14 protein-coding genes are annotated in these 15037 nt (G+C 28.9%); 12 read left to right on the top strand and 2 right to left on the bottom strand.

What is annotated here, in order from left to right:
- Positions 1–194: 194 nt before the first annotated feature.
- From BEN51_RS07235 to BEN51_RS07220, 4 genes are all read left to right on the top strand, one after another.
- Complete coding sequence (locus BEN51_RS07235; RefSeq protein ID WP_236906189.1) at positions 195–1010, top strand: CPBP family intramembrane glutamic endopeptidase; 816 nt, start codon at positions 195–197, stop codon at positions 1008–1010.
- 156 nt (positions 1011–1166) lie between these two features.
- The gene (locus BEN51_RS07230; RefSeq protein ID WP_119865409.1) at positions 1167–2165 is read left to right on the top strand and encodes an ROK family protein; all 999 of its coding nucleotides are present in this window, start codon (positions 1167–1169) and stop codon (positions 2163–2165) included.
- Between the two features lie 24 nt (positions 2166–2189).
- On the top strand, positions 2190–3080 hold the full coding sequence (locus BEN51_RS07225) for a PHP domain-containing protein (RefSeq protein WP_119865408.1): 891 nt from the start codon (positions 2190–2192) through the stop codon (positions 3078–3080).
- 49 nt (positions 3081–3129) lie between these two features.
- Positions 3130–3333 carry a heavy-metal-associated domain-containing protein gene (locus BEN51_RS07220; RefSeq protein ID WP_119865407.1) on the top strand — a complete coding sequence of 68 codons (204 nt, stop codon included), beginning with the start codon at positions 3130–3132 and terminating at the stop codon, positions 3331–3333.
- Positions 3334–3378: 45 nt separating this feature from the next.
- Here BEN51_RS07220 and BEN51_RS07215 read toward each other — a convergent pair whose 3' ends face one another.
- Complete coding sequence (locus tag BEN51_RS07215) at positions 3379–4002, bottom strand: GntR family transcriptional regulator (RefSeq protein ID WP_119865406.1); 624 nt, start codon at positions 4000–4002, stop codon at positions 3379–3381.
- Between the two features lie 162 nt (positions 4003–4164).
- Here BEN51_RS07215 and BEN51_RS07210 point away from each other — a divergent pair, with 162 nt between their 5' ends.
- Both BEN51_RS07210 and BEN51_RS07205 read left to right on the top strand, forming a co-directional pair.
- The gene (locus BEN51_RS07210; RefSeq protein WP_119865405.1) at positions 4165–5292 is read left to right on the top strand and encodes an ABC transporter ATP-binding protein; all 1128 of its coding nucleotides are present in this window, start codon (positions 4165–4167) and stop codon (positions 5290–5292) included.
- Positions 5292–6872: an ABC transporter permease/substrate-binding protein gene (locus tag BEN51_RS07205; protein WP_119865404.1), complete on the top strand. Its 1581-nt coding sequence runs from the start codon at positions 5292–5294 to the stop codon at positions 6870–6872. Before BEN51_RS07210 ends, BEN51_RS07205 begins: the two co-directional genes overlap by 1 nt.
- A gap of 163 nt (positions 6873–7035) precedes the next feature.
- Here the strand turns inward: BEN51_RS07205 and BEN51_RS13810 are convergent, their stop codons facing one another.
- Entirely contained in the window at positions 7036–7188 is a 153-nt protein-coding gene (locus BEN51_RS13810; RefSeq protein WP_164704093.1) for a hypothetical protein, read from the bottom strand.
- Between the two features lie 250 nt (positions 7189–7438).
- On the opposite strand from BEN51_RS13810, the gene BEN51_RS07200 reads away from it, so the two are divergent.
- The 6 genes from BEN51_RS07200 (at position 7439) to ilvD (ending at position 14955) form a co-directional block, all read left to right on the top strand.
- Positions 7439–7726 (top strand): DUF503 domain-containing protein, encoded by a 288-nt coding sequence (locus BEN51_RS07200; protein WP_119865403.1) that lies wholly within the window; start codon positions 7439–7441, stop codon positions 7724–7726.
- 19 nt (positions 7727–7745) lie between these two features.
- Positions 7746–9053, top strand: coding sequence for a TolB-like translocation protein (locus BEN51_RS07195; protein ID WP_119865402.1), 1308 nt, complete (start codon positions 7746–7748; stop codon positions 9051–9053).
- Positions 9054–9189: 136 nt separating this feature from the next.
- Positions 9190–9954 carry a MurR/RpiR family transcriptional regulator gene (locus tag BEN51_RS07190; protein ID WP_119865401.1) on the top strand — a complete coding sequence of 255 codons (765 nt, stop codon included), beginning with the start codon at positions 9190–9192 and terminating at the stop codon, positions 9952–9954.
- A gap of 119 nt (positions 9955–10073) precedes the next feature.
- On the top strand, positions 10074–11648 hold the full coding sequence (locus BEN51_RS07185; RefSeq protein ID WP_119865400.1) for a PTS transporter subunit EIIC: 1575 nt from the start codon (positions 10074–10076) through the stop codon (positions 11646–11648).
- A gap of 205 nt (positions 11649–11853) precedes the next feature.
- Positions 11854–13188, top strand: a complete 1335-nt coding sequence (locus tag BEN51_RS07180; RefSeq protein ID WP_119865399.1) for a 6-phospho-alpha-glucosidase — start codon at positions 11854–11856, stop codon at positions 13186–13188.
- Between the two features lie 51 nt (positions 13189–13239).
- Positions 13240–14955: a dihydroxy-acid dehydratase gene (gene ilvD, locus BEN51_RS07175; protein WP_119865398.1), complete on the top strand. Its 1716-nt coding sequence runs from the start codon at positions 13240–13242 to the stop codon at positions 14953–14955.
- The last annotated feature ends 82 nt before the right edge of the window (positions 14956–15037 follow it).

Below are 15037 nucleotides of genomic sequence, written 5' to 3'. Positions count from 1 at the left end.
TGGGCTTTTTTTATTTACTATAAAATTAGATATTTGAGCAAAAATATATTTTCTACAAGAATATAGAATTTTATGGAAAAATAAGGTATACTAATATAAGTTGCAAATTTAATAAATGGAATAATAAATATGATAATGAAAGGTAGTGAAAAGATGAAGGAAAATTTAAAAGTTTTTTTGCAGCAATAGGATATTTGCTATTAGTTTTAGTAATTCAAGTAGTAGTATCTGGTATTGCTGGAATGGTTATTGGTTTTATATATGCAGCAACAAGCTTATCAAGTGGAAGTGAAGTAGATATTCTTGGAATTGAAAATTATATTGGAAGTTCTATGAGTATTATTTTTATATTAAATAACATTATAACCGCAGTTACAATTTTAATAATTTATAGGGTAAGAAAGAAAAATATTAAAGAAGAATTGCAATTTATAAAATCAAATAATTTAAATATGATTATTGCAATTATATTAGGACTAAGTATTTGGTTATTTGATTCGGGTGTTTTAAGTATAATTCAAGAAGCAGGATTATTAGCAGAGCATTTTGCTACAATGGAAGAAACTCTTTCCCCAATAACTCAAGGTAATATGTTCATTGTAATAATATCAGTAGGAATAATAGGTCCTTTTGTAGAAGAATTAATATTTAGAGGGTTAATTTATAAAACATTAATCAAAAAATTTTCAGTACTTTGGACAATTATTATACAAGCAATATTATTTGGACTTTTCCATTTTAATTTAATTCAAAGTGCTTATGCTACCTTAATGGGAATATTACTTGGATATGCAGTTTATAAGACAAAATCTATATGGCCGGCTGTTTTAATGCATATTGTAAATAATTTAGCATCGAGTATTATACCAGAATTAGTTCCTGAAGCAATTATCACAAGGGGAGTTCATATTGCTTTTATAATATTAGGAACAATTGGTGTATTTGCATCAATTTATCTAATAAAAAGTAAAAATATTTCCGTAGAAGAAAAGCTTAAAATAGAAATTTAGTAAATATAAAATATCTTTTGGGGTGCCTATGGCATCCCATATTTTATGTATAGGAAAATAAAGAATTGACAAAGTATAGAATGCTTTCTATACTTTAATTAAGAAGCTTTATAAAGTTTCTTAATAAAGTTTATTTATAAACTTAGGAGGTGTTGAATGGGCAAGAATATTAACCTAATAAAAGCAGGTAATTTAAATATATTAAGAAGGGTTCTTAAGGAAAAAAGAGTAGCAACCAAACCTCAACTATCAGAATTAACAGGATTAAGTGTAGTTACAATTAACTCCCTAGTAAATTATCTTCTTGAAAATAGAGAAATAATAGAAGGAGAAATGCTTCCTTCTGGAGGAGGAAGACCAGCGGTATCTTATAAATTTAATAGCGAATATAAATTAGCTTTGATAATTTATATGAATGAATATAATGGAGAAAATACTGCTTATATAGCTGTTGTTAATTTGTATGGGGAAATAATCGAAAAGTATGAAAAAGTAATAAGAGAAATAGATATTTACAGCTTTGATAATATAATAGAAGACATGACAATAAAGTATCCTAATATAGGAATAATCAGTTTTGGCATGCCTGTAGTAGAAGTAAATGGAAGGCTGTTAATTAGTGATTATAAAGAATTAGAAAATACTTTCTTCACTTCTTATATAAAAGAAAAATTTAATATTCCAGTATTAATAGAAAATGATATTAATTTAGCAATAGCCGGCTACTGTTTTTCTAATAATATTTCTACAAAAAAAACTGCCATAGGAATATATTTTCCTAATAATTATCCACCTGGTGCCGGCATATATATTAATGGGAAAATTCATAAAGGTAGAAATGGGCTTGCAGGAGAAATAAAATACCTTCCTCATAACAAAATTTATTGGGAAAGTTTTGACTATAATCTCAATAAAATAAGAGAAATAATTGCGAAAACTATATTGTCTTTTAATTGTATGTATAATCCAGATCTTATTGTAGTTTATAACGATAAGATAGATGAAACTATAATTGAGGAAGTTACAAATAATTGCAATTCAGAAATAGAAAGAGTAATGATACCTGAAATAATTATTTCTAAGGAAATTAATAAGGATTTTGAAATTGGCATTAAGCATATTACATTAAAGGAATTAGAAAGTTATAAAGAATAATAATTTTTATAAAGGAGAATTAAGATGAGTTATATTGATTTACACATGCATTCATATATTAGTGATGATGGAGAATTTAGCCCAAAAGAATTAGTTGATTTATGTTTAGAAAAAAAGCAAAAATACTTTGCTATTGCTGATCATAATTCTATTAAAGCTATTGAGGAAGCTATGGATTATTGTCTTGATAAAGAAATTAAAATAATACCGGCAATTGAATTAGATTGTACTATTGGTGAAGTAAATTTACATGTTTTAGGCTATGGCATAGATTATAAAACATCAGCTTTTGATAAAATAGAAGAAGATATAATAATGCAGGAACAAGAAGCTTCTAAAAAACGTATGAAATTAGTTCGTGAGTTAGGCATAGATTTTTCAGATGAAATAATAGAAAAATTATCAAGAAATGGTGTAGTAAATGGAGAAATGATTGCTGAGGCCGCAATGTTATATGATAAGGATAAGAAAAATCCTTTATTACAGCCTTATTACAAAAATGGTTCTAGAAGCGATAATCCTTATGTTAATTTTTATTGGGATTTTTGTGCAAAAGGTAAAGCTGCTTATGCAGAAGTTAAATACATTAGTTTAAAAGAAGCAATCGAAGTTATTGAGAAAAGCGGAGGCGTTCCAGTTTTAGCTCATCCAGGAAATAATGTAAAAGAAGATGAAACATTATTAGAAGAAATTATTTCTCAAGGAATAAAGGGCATGGAAGTGTATAGCAGCTATCATAGCAAGGAACAAGTAGAGTTTTATAAAAATTTTGCTAAAAAACATAATTTATTTTTAACCTGTGGAAGTGATTTTCATGGAAAGACTAAACCAAGTATATCTATAGGTGGAATAGATTGTGAAGATAATGAGGAAAATATTCTATCTAGTTTAAGAAAGTTCATAGAAATAGATTAATTATATTTGGACATACTATATTTGAATTAAAAATGAAAGGAGATATAGTATGGAAAGATTTCATTGTCAGGTTAATGGAATTGCAAATGAAAATATAAAAACACAAATTAAAAACTCTCTTGAAAAAGTAGAGGGAGTAAATAAAGTTTGTGTTGATAAGGCAAGAGGTTCTGTAGAAGTGATTTATAATGAACCTGCAAACCAAGAAGATATAAAAAAATCTATAGAAAAGACAGGTCATAAAATAGAATAATTTAATTAACAGTTGCTAAAGGACATATGTCCTTTAGCAACTGTTTTATTTTTTTGCAAATAAAAAGTCTGGAACAGAAGTTTTTATTTCATCATTTCCAACTACAATAAATACATCCCCACCTTCTATTGTTATGTAAGGACCTGGAGATATAATTAATTTATCATCTCTTTTAATTGCAATTAAAGTTGCTCCAGTATTTTGCCATAACTTAATTTCTGCTGAGGTTTTTCCTATATAAATACAATCTTCTGGAATTGTAAATTCTATTGGTACAATTGCATTTACTTCGTCAAATCTACTTGAGTAATCTATAATTCCATTAATAGATTTTAATAATTCATCTTCTATTTCTTTTCTTTTTTCTAAAAGATTTTGAATTTTTGTTTTATAATCTTTCATACTTGAAATTGATTGATTTCTTTTTAAAAAGGAGACTGCCTGTTCTTTAGAAACAACCAATACCCCCTTACCTTTAATAGCTTTAACTGCTTCTATATCTTCTAAAAGCATAATGGCCCTTCTTATGGTTTCAGGAGATACATTATATTTACTGGCTAAAATAGAGCGGCCATGTAAAATTGTACCTTCTTGAATAGCTCCATTTTTAATTTTATTTGCAATATCTAAGGCAATTTTTTTATATGTAGGAATTGCTGTAGTCATCATTTTTCCTCCGAGGGTTAATAAATTACTTCTAAATAATAATATAAACAAATGCTTTGTGAAATGTCAATCAAATAATATAAGTGAATTTACAGAAAAAAACAAACAACTTGACAAAAGTAACAACTTGGTGATAATATTAAGTTGTTTTAAAGGGGTGGTATTATGATAGAATTTAGAAATGTTAAAAAGAAATATAAGAAAAATACAGTAATAGACAACTTTAACCTTACAATTGAGAAGGGAAAATTAGTAGTACTAATTGGAGCAAGTGGATCAGGAAAGACTACCTTGCTTAAGATGATTAATAGATTAATTCCAATTTCAGATGGTCAAATTTTAATTAATGGTAAAGATATTTATAAAATGGATCCAATTGAATTAAGAAGAAGCATAGGTTATGTTATTCAGCAAACTGGATTGTTTCCACATATGACAGTAAAAGAAAACATAGAAGTAATTCCAAGGCTTATTGGTATGTCTATTGATGAAATAGAGAGAAAAACAATTGAATTATTAAATATGGTTGGATTAGATCCAGAAATATATAGTGACAGATATCCAGCAGAGTTAAGTGGAGGACAGCAGCAAAGAGTAGGAGTTGCTAGAGCATTTGCTGCTGGAGCAGAAATAATTTTAATGGACGAGCCTTTTAGTGCTTTAGACCCTATAACTAGGGCAGAGCTTCAAGAAGAGTTATTTAATATTCAAAAGGAATTTAATAAAACCATAGTATTTGTAACTCATGATATGGATGAAGCCATAAATATTGCAGACAAAATATGTATTTTACAAAAAGGAAAGATAATTCAATATGATACTCCAGAAAATATTCTAAAAAATCCTGCCGGAGATTATGTTCAAGAATTTATAGGTAAAAATAAGATTTGGAGTAAACCAGAATTTATTAGGGCGGAAGATGTTATGATATCAAAGCCAATCTCAGTATCAGGAAGCAGAAATTTACTTCAAGCTAGAGAAATTATGAGGGATAAGCAGGTTGATAGTTTATTAATTGTAGATAAAGAAAAGAAACTGGAAGGATATATTACTTTAGAAGATATACAAAATTTAAAGGATAAATCTCTATTGATTAAGGATGTAATGAGAAAAAATCCTGAATTTGTTACTGAAAATATAAGCTTACCTGATTTATTAGAAATTTTTAATAAGCTAAAAAGAGGTTATTTACCAGTTTGTGATAAAAATAGGAAACTTTTAGGATTAATAACAAGAAGCAGTTTAATCTCAGTACTTAGCAGTCAATATATAGAACAAGGAGGGGATAACTAGTGAGGGAGTTTTTAATAAATCTTGCAGCAAGAAAAGAAGAAATATTTTCATTGTTGCTGAAGCATGTAAATTTAACAATAGTAGCAGTATTAATAGCAGTTATTATTGGGGTTCCCCTAGGAATATTTATTACAAATCATAAAAAGCTTGCTAAAGCAGTAATTGGATTTGCAAATTTAGTACAAGCTATACCTAGTTTGGCTTTATTAGGTTTTTTAATACCATTAACAGGCATTGGATCAACGCCAGCTATTATAATGGTTGTGCTATATTCAATGCTTCCAATTATAAAAAATACCTATACAGGAATTACTAATATTAATCCAGATATTATAGAGGCGGCAACGGGTATAGGAATGACAAAGGGACAAGCTCTAAAAAAAGTAAAGATTCCTCTATCTATGCCGGTAATTATGGCAGGAATAAGAATTTCAGCAGTAACAGCTGTAGGTCTTATGACCATTGCTGCTTTTGTTGGAGCAGGCGGCTTGGGATATCTTGTGTTTTCAGGGATTCAAACTGTTGATAATAACTTAATATTATTTGGGGCTATTCCAGCAGCTATATTAGCCTTGCTTATGGACTGGATTACTGGAAAGATAGAACTTGCAGTTGCGCCAAAGGGTATAAAAAGAGCTGATGGAACAATGAAGGTTAAGAGCAATTCAAAAAATAGCAAGAAGAAATTAATTATATCAGGAATAGGAGCAGCAGTTTTAGTTATTGCTTTATTAACGGCTAATCTTCCTTTTAATAAAGGAGGCAAAAGAATTGTAATAGGATCTAAAAATTTTACAGAACAGCTTATTTTAGGTAATGTTTTAGATATTTTAATTGAAGATAAAACTGATATTAATGTAGAGACAAAATTAAATCTTGGTGGAACTCAAATAGCCTTTGAAGCTTTAAAGGCTGGAGGAATAGATTTATATGTTGAATATACTGGAACGGCTTATGTTAATTTATTAAACATTAATGATGGTGAGACAAATCCAGATAAGGTTTATAATTTTGTTGAAGAAAGATTTAAGAAGGAATTAGGATTACAATTTTTAGAACCATTAGGTTTTAATAATACTTATGCTATAGCTACAACTAAGGAAATTTCAGAAAAATACAAGCTTAAGAAAGTTTCAGATTTAAATGGAATTTCACAGGATTTATTAATGTCACCTACCATTGAATTTGCAAACAGGGAAGATGGTCTTCTTGGCTTGCAAAAAGTTTATGATTTAAACTTTAAGAAGATCAGTCCTGTAGATGGAGCTTTAAGATATACAGCTCTTATTAATAAGGAGTCTGACTTAATAGATGCTTTTACAACAGATGGTTTAATTGATAAATTTGACTTGACTATATTAGAAGATGACAAGCAATTCTTCCCGCCTTATTATGCTGCGCCTCTTATAAGGATTGATACTTTAGAAAAATATCCTGAGTTAAAAGAGGTATTAAATTTATTAGCTGGAAGGATTACAGATGAAAAAATGAGGGCTTTAAACTTTGAAGTTGATGTAAATGGAAAAGATCCAAAGCTTGTTGCTAATGAATTTTTAGTAAGGGAAGGACTTATTGACTAAGCCTTGTTTAGTCAAATTTACAGTTTAAAATGTATAGATTAAGGATTGTTTTTAGAATATTGAAAATTTTAAATTTAATATAATTCTACCATTAAATAATATATTAAAAAGGAAGATTTTCTTTCAATGGAAAATCTTCCTTTTGTTTAATTTAAACTTTTTATTATTTAAAGTTTGGTATTATTTCGTTTCTTTCAATTCTTTTTAAATCTTTTAATCTTAAATGAGTTTCATCCATAATTTTATCATAGGATTCTCCAGCAATTAGCATTTTCTTTGCTTTATCATGCAAATCCTTATCTATTGCATAGGCCATAGTTTTTTACCTCCTTAAAATTTATTTCATAAATAGTTTGTCCATATAAAATGAGCTTATTCAATAGTTATTATTCATAATTAACCATAAAATTTTAGAATTTTTATATAATAACTATTGAATTATTATTTAGTAATAAGCTATATAATAAAGATAAGAATAAAGGAATATTTAAGCATAAAATAAATATTTAAAAAATTTTTTGGAATAATAAAATAATGGAAATTTGAAAAAAGAATAGGAGAAAATTATGAGAATATTAATAATGCGCGTTACCCTAAGAGCATCCTGGGTTCACTCCTTAAAGGAAAAGAGAATGGTTATTAAAAGTATAATGCAAAAATTAAAAAATAAATTTAATATTTCAGTAAGTGAAGTTGCTGAGCAGGATATTCATCAAATCTTGGTTATTGGGATTGCAGCAGTTTGTGGATCATCTGCTCAAATATCTTCAATAATGGAAAATATTATTAGTTTTATAGAGGAAAATTGTGATGCAGAAATAATAAATATAGAAGATGATGAAGAGTTATTTTAATTAAAAAGGAGTTTTACAAATGAAAAATTCGTTTAAAAGAATTTTTTTTCTAGGAATTATATTATTTTTTATTAGTAACTTTATATTGGCCCTTCCAATAATGAATAAGAATGTAAATACTGCAGTAGTAGTTAAAAAAGATGGACTTTGGGCAGTTAATGTAAATAATCCCAAGGAAAAAGTTTTGCTTAAGGAAGGCGAAAATTATAAATTTCCTTTAATATCAATGAAGGGCTATGTGGCTTTTAAAAATGAAAATAATGATTTATTTGTTGTAAAAATAAATTTCAAAAATAATGAAGAAAGTTTTAAAGTAAGTGATAAAGTAGCTTCTTATGCATGGGATGATGAAGGAAATTTACTTTTTTCTAAATATACAGGAGGCTTATATCTTTTTGATGTTAATAATAAATCAGTTAATGATATTAAAGCAGAAAAGGAATATTATTTACAATTAGCTTTAGGAAAAGATAATACTATTTATGGACTAAAAAATGAAGGAATGACTGATGAAAACAGTTATCCAATGCCATTAGGGATTGTGGAATTAGATTTAAATACAAAAAAGGAAAATATGATTGTGCCTTATAAGCCTGCAAGTTTAGAGAATGATGGATTAGGATTAAATCCCGCTATTGCAGCAATTTCAAAAGATGGTACAAAGTTAATAATATGGCTAAGACCTAATTCAGCCTCAATTACGGCAGATGGAGTTCCTATAGGAATTTATGATTCTGTAACTAAAGAATTTAAAGAGATAAAAAATGAGAATATAATTGTTCTTACCTATAATGATATGATTGATGTATCACCTAAGGAGAATAATCTTATTGCTTTAATAAATGGATCCTCTAGATTTATGAACTTAAATAAAACTTTAGGAGTCTTAAATGTTGAGAATAACAATTTTATAAAAATTACTAAAGAAAATGAAGCAGCAATGACACCTAGTTTTTCTGAGGATGGAAATAAAATAATTTATTCTTCCTCACCATCCATGGAAGAGATGCAAGAGTGGGAAGCATCTAATAATCAAAATATATATGAGGTTAATTTAGAAAATAATGAAATAATAAAACTTACAAATTCTAAAGATGGATTTGACTTTTGGCCTAAATACCTAAGTGATAAGGAATTTACTTTTATAAGAAAAGACAGAAATAATAAGTTTTCACTCATGAAGGGAAATAAAGAAGGCAAAGAAGAAATAATCATTGATGAAATAATTAGCCCAAAAGATGCAGCTTTAGAAGCAGATTTTTGGTATTATGGACATTATAATATGAATAAAATTTTTGACTTTATGGCTATTAAAGGAGATAATTAAATATAAAAAGTTCCCAAGTTAAAATTAAGCTTTTGGCAGCTTTTAAGAAATATTATATAAGCTCTTAGAAATTAATTAAATTTTTTCTATTAGCCTTTATTGGGGCTATGAATTTGGGAGATTAGGGGGAAATATAATGGATTTATCAAAACTTATCGAAAATAAGAATCTTACTGAAACAGAAATTAATGTTTTAAATTATATAATAGATAACATTAATGAAGTAAATAAATTAGGGGTAAGAGGAGTTGCAAAAGAAAATTTTACTTCTACTTCAACAATTATGAGGTTAGCAAAGAAACTTGGCTATTCAGGTTTCTTAGAAATGCAGTATAATTTAGCCTCTATAAAGAGGAATGGAATAAGTGATAATTTAAATGAAAGTGATTTTGTTAATAGTTTAAATATGGATAGTCTACTAAAGGAAAATAGTACACAGGCTATTAATAGTCTTGTAGACTTATTATTTCAAGATGATAATAAATTTATTTTTATATATGCAAATGGTTTTTCTGGAATTATAGCTGAATATATTAATAAAAAACTTTTAGTTATGGGAAAAAGGTGTATTTTTTCAAATGGGACAGATTCTATTGGGGTTTTTGAAAATAATTTAGATTATATTAGCAGTATTATTGTAGTATCAAAATCAGGGGAAACTCCAATGGTTTTAAATAAGGTAATAACTGCAAAAGATTATGGAATTAAGGTAGTATCTTTTACAAATGAACGTGAAAATAGTATAAGCAAACTTGCAGATATATCTTTTAAAATTGAAGATGCTAATAAATTAGATGATAGAAATTTAATGCCAAATACATTTTTTCCAAAGGTATTGGTATTAGTTGAGTTATTAGTATATGAGTATTATAAAAGAAAAAAGAGTATTAAAAATGAGTAACGTGTTATCTAATTGAGTAACACGTTTTTTTGAAGGCAAAATCTATATACATATAAGATTTCGCTATTTATAATATGGCTTGTAAATGATTTCTTATTTAAATAAATGGAGGGAAAAAAATGAAAGAAAAGATAATGAACCAATTACAAAACTTTTCTAAGGGAATGTTTGTGCCAGTACTAATCTTACCAATAGCAGGTATAATAATTGCTTTAGGAAATATTTTAACAAATGCAAAGTTAGCAGAAGTTTTACCATTTTTACAAAACGATCTAGTTTTTGGACTAGGAAAAATGCTATCAGGCTCATTAGTTTCAATTTTAACAAATCTAGGTATTATTTTTTGTGTAGGATTATCTGTAGGATTAGCTAAAAAGAAGAAAGCAGAAGCTGGATTTACATCATTATTAGTATTTTTAGTATTTATAAATGCAATGAATATATTTTTAACTTTAACTGAAAAATTAGTACCAGCAGATGCATTAAGAGGAAGTGGACAAACAACTGTATTAGGTGTTCAAGTACTTGATATGGGAGTATTTTTAGGAATTATTTTAGGGATAGTTGTTTCATATGTTCATAATAAATATTGTGAAAAGGAATTCAATGGAGCATTTCAAATATATGGAGGAACAAGATTAGTATTTATTATTCTTATTCCAGTAACTGTTTTATTAGCTGTAGTTTTTAGTTTTGTATGGCCGTTTGTACAAAAATTTATTAACAGCACAGGAACATTTATTCAAAATGCAGGTAATTTAGGAATTTTCGTGTATGGAACTTTAGAAAGACTATTAATCCCAACTGGCTTACATCATTTAGTTTATACTCCGTTCTTATATAGTTCTTTAGGTGGAGTTGCTGAAATTGGCGGTCAAGTGTTAGAAGGTTCAAGAAATATTTATTTTGCAGAAATGGCAGATCCAACAATAGCAAAACTTTCTGCATCAGTAATTTGGGATGCAAGAGGACTTTCAAAGATGTTTGGTTTAATTGGTGCATGCTTAGCAATGTATCATACTGCATTACCAAAGAATAAGACTAAGATTAAAGCTATATTAATTCCAGCAGCAGTTACTTCTATATTAGCGGGAGTTACTGAACCAATAGAATTCTCATTTATGTTTGCAGCACCAATACTATTTGCATTACATGCATTCTTAAGCGGTGCAGGAATGGTTGTATTAAATATACTAGGAATTAGAGCAATAGGTCCAAATGGTTTTATAGATTTCTTATTATATAATGTACCTCTTGGAATAGAAAAAACAGGTTGGCCAATGTTTATCTTAATAGGCTTAGGACAGTTTGTAGTTTATTACCTTATCTTTAGAGCTGTAATAACTAAGTTTAATCTTAAGACTCCAGGAAGAGAAGAAGAGGGAGAAACAAAACTTTATACAAAGAAAGATTACAAAGAGAAAAAGGAAACAGAAAGGCTTTCAGAAGAATTAGCATCCGTAATAGTTAAAGGACTTGGCGGGGCTGATAATATTGTAAAAGTAGATAACTGTTATACGAGATTAAGATTAATTGTAAAAGATTCATCATTGGTTGATATTGCTTTATTAAAAGAAGAAACTCAAGCTAATGGAGTAATTATTAAAGGGGATAATGTACAGGTTGTTTATGGTTTAAGAGTAAATGGAGTAAGAAAGAGTGTAGATGAATATCTTGGAATAGAAGCAAATTAAGGATATTTTTATTAATAAAAGGGGCATTAAAATATGGTCCCTTTTATTATGAAAATTTATAGTAAGGAAACAGGTTACAAGCTTAAGTAACATGTTTTTATAAGGCTTAAAAAGGTTTACTAGGGAATATTACTTTTCTATAATAAGCACATAAGAAGAAGAAATTAAAAATCTTTTAAAGAACCAAGAAAGGATGATTAAGCTTATGAATAAAGATAAAAAATTTTCAGTAGTAATAGCAGGTGGAGGAAGTACATTTACTCCAGGAATAGTAATGATGTTACTAGATAATTTAGATAGATTTCCACTAAGAAAATTAAAATTATATGATAATGATAAAGAACGTCAAGAAATTATAGGTAAAGCTTTAGAAATCTTATTAAAGGAAAATGCACCAGAAATAGAATTTTCTTATACAGTAGATCCAGAAGAAGCTTTTACTGATGTAGATTTTTGTATGGCTCATATTCGTGTTGGCAAATATGAAATGCGTGAAAAGGATGAGAAAATTCCATTAAAGTATGGAGTTGTTGGACAAGAAACTTGCGGACCTGGAGGAATTGCTTATGGAATGAGATCTATAGGTGGAATGTTAGAATTAATAGATTATATGGAAAAATATTCTCCAAATTGCTGGATGTTAAATTATTCAAATCCTGCAGCTATAGTTGCTGAAGCTTGTCGTGTTTTAAAACCAAATTCAAAGGTTTTAAATATTTGTGATATGCCTGTAGGAACTTTACGTCGTATGTCTCAAATAGTTGGTTTAACTCCTGCTGATTTAGAAGTTAACTACTTTGGATTAAATCATTTTGGATGGTGGACAAGTGTAAGGGATAAAGAAGGAAATGATTTAATGCCAAAATTAATAGAATATGTTAAAGAACACGGTTATTTAAATCAAATTGAAGTTGATACTCAACATACAGAACCAAGCTGGCAGGAAACTCATAAAAAAGCAAAAGATTTAATAGCCTTAGACCCAAATTATTTACCAAATACTTATTTAAAATATTATTTATATCCTGATTATGTTGTTGAACATTCTAATCCAGAGTTTACAAGAGCTAATGAAGTAATGAATGGTAGAGAAAAGAATGTATTTGAAGCAGCAAAAAAAATAATTAAAGAAGGAACAGCAAAGGGAGGAGAATTCCATATAGATTCCCATGCTACATTTATAGTTGATTTAGCAAGAGCAATTGCATATAACACTCATGAAAGAATGTTATGCATAGTTGAAAATAAAGGTGCTATAGTAAACTTTGATCCAACAGCAATGGTTGAAGTTCCTTGTATTGTAGGAAGTAATGGTCCTGAGCCATTAGTTCAAGGTGAGATACCAAGATTCCAAAAAGGATTAATGGAACAACAAGTAGCAGTTGAAAAATTAGTAGTTGAAGCATGGATAGAAGGAAGTTACTTAAAATTATGGCAAGCATTAACTTTATCAAAGACGGTACCAAGTGCTAAAGTAGCAAAGGATATTTTAGATGAGTTAATTGAAGCCAATAAAGGTTATTGGCCAGAGCTTAAGTAATAAAAATATAGGGGCAATTAAGCAGCCCCTTATTTAATATGGGAGGATAATATGATAAGTCAAGAAATAAGAAAAATAGCTCCAGAAATGGATCCTCTTCGTAGAGGAATGGGATATACATCAGAAGATTTATCAAAAGTACAAATAATAATTGAAAGTACTTTTGGTGACAGCCACCCAGGCAGCGTGCATTTATTAAAATTTGTAAATAATGCAGTAAAGGGAGTAGGAGAAAAGGGAGGAAAGGCATCAAGGTTTTTTGCAACAGACATATGTGATGGAATGGCTCAGGGACATGATGGAATAAATTATTCCTTAGCGTCAAGAGATGCCCTTTCAAATCTTATCGAAATTCATGCCAATGCAACCCCTTTTGATGGAGGAGTATTTATCACTAGTTGTGATAAGGGGGTTCCTGCTCATTTAATGGCAATTGGAAGAATTAATATACCATCAATTGTTGTTACTGGTGGAGTAATGAAAGCTGGTCCAAATCTTTTGACATTAGAGCAAATAGGAACTTATAGTGCTATGGAAAGACGAGGAGAAATTACTGAGGAGGAATTAACATATTATAAAAATAATGCCTGCCCATCGGCTGGTTCATGTTCCTTTATGGGGACAGCAGCAACTATGCAGATTATGGCTGAAGCATTAGGATTAATGCTGCCAGGAAGTTCAGTAATGCCTGCAAACTGTGAAGATTTAGAAAAAGTTGCAATTGAAGCAGGTAAACAAGTAGTAGAATTAGCTAAAAAAAATTTAAGAGCAAGGGACATTGTTACAGCAAAATCTTTTGAGAATGCAATAATTATACATGCTGCAATTTCTGGTTCTAGCAATTCACTTTTACACATTCCAGCTATAGCCCATGAATTTGGAATAGAATTGGATGCTGAAGCCTTTGATAAAATTCACCGATATGCGCCATATTTATTAAATATCCGCCCAACAGGTAAATGGCCTGCAGAATATTTCTATTATGCAGGAGGTGTACCAGCAATAATGGAAGAGCTTAAAGAACTATTACATTTAGATGTAATGACAGTAACAGGAAAAACTTTAGGAGAAAACTTAGAAGATCTAAAGAAAAATGGATATTATGAAAAATGTTATGAATATTTAAAAGAAACTGGACTAAAGAAAGAAGATATTATTAGACCATATACTAATCCAATAGGAAAGAATGGAGCTATTGCAATATTAAGAGGAAACATTGCTCCAGATGGTGCAGTTGTTAAACATTCAGCAGTTCCAAAGGAGATGCATAAGGCTATACTTAAGGCAAGGCCTTTTGATAGTGAAGAAGAAGCAATAGAAGCAGTATTAACTAAAAAAATTAAACCTGGTGATGCTGTATTTATTAGATATGAGGGCCCAAAGGGAAGTGGGATGCCAGAGATGTTTTATACTACGGAAGCAATTTCTTCAGATGAAGAACTAGCTGCTAGTATTGCATTAATTACTGATGGAAGATTTTCTGGCGCCTCTAGGGGGCCAGCAATAGGACATGTTTCCCCAGAAGCTGCAGAGGGAGGGCCAATTGCTTTAGTAGAAGAAAACGACTTAATAGAAATAGATATTGAAAATAGAATTCTTCAAATGGTAGGAGTAAATGGAGAAAGAATGCCTTTAGAAGAAATTGAGAAAATTTTAAATAAACGTAAAGAGAGTTGGAAGGCTAGAAAAAATAAATATGAATCTGGAATATTAAAACTATATTCAGATAGAGCTGTTTCACCAATGAAGGGTGGATACATGGAATAGATTATATATAATTGAAAATAAATGAAATTATTTGATTGAAGTTGTTAAAGGAATGAATTATAATTTCCTTATTGGGAGGGAA

The organism is Clostridium isatidis (assembly GCF_002285495.1).
In the GTDB taxonomy this organism is placed as follows: Bacteria; Bacillota; Clostridia; order Clostridiales; family Clostridiaceae; genus Clostridium; species Clostridium isatidis.
Note: the sequence above shows the minus strand (reverse complement) of the source record. Positions and strands in the feature narration are given on the sequence as shown.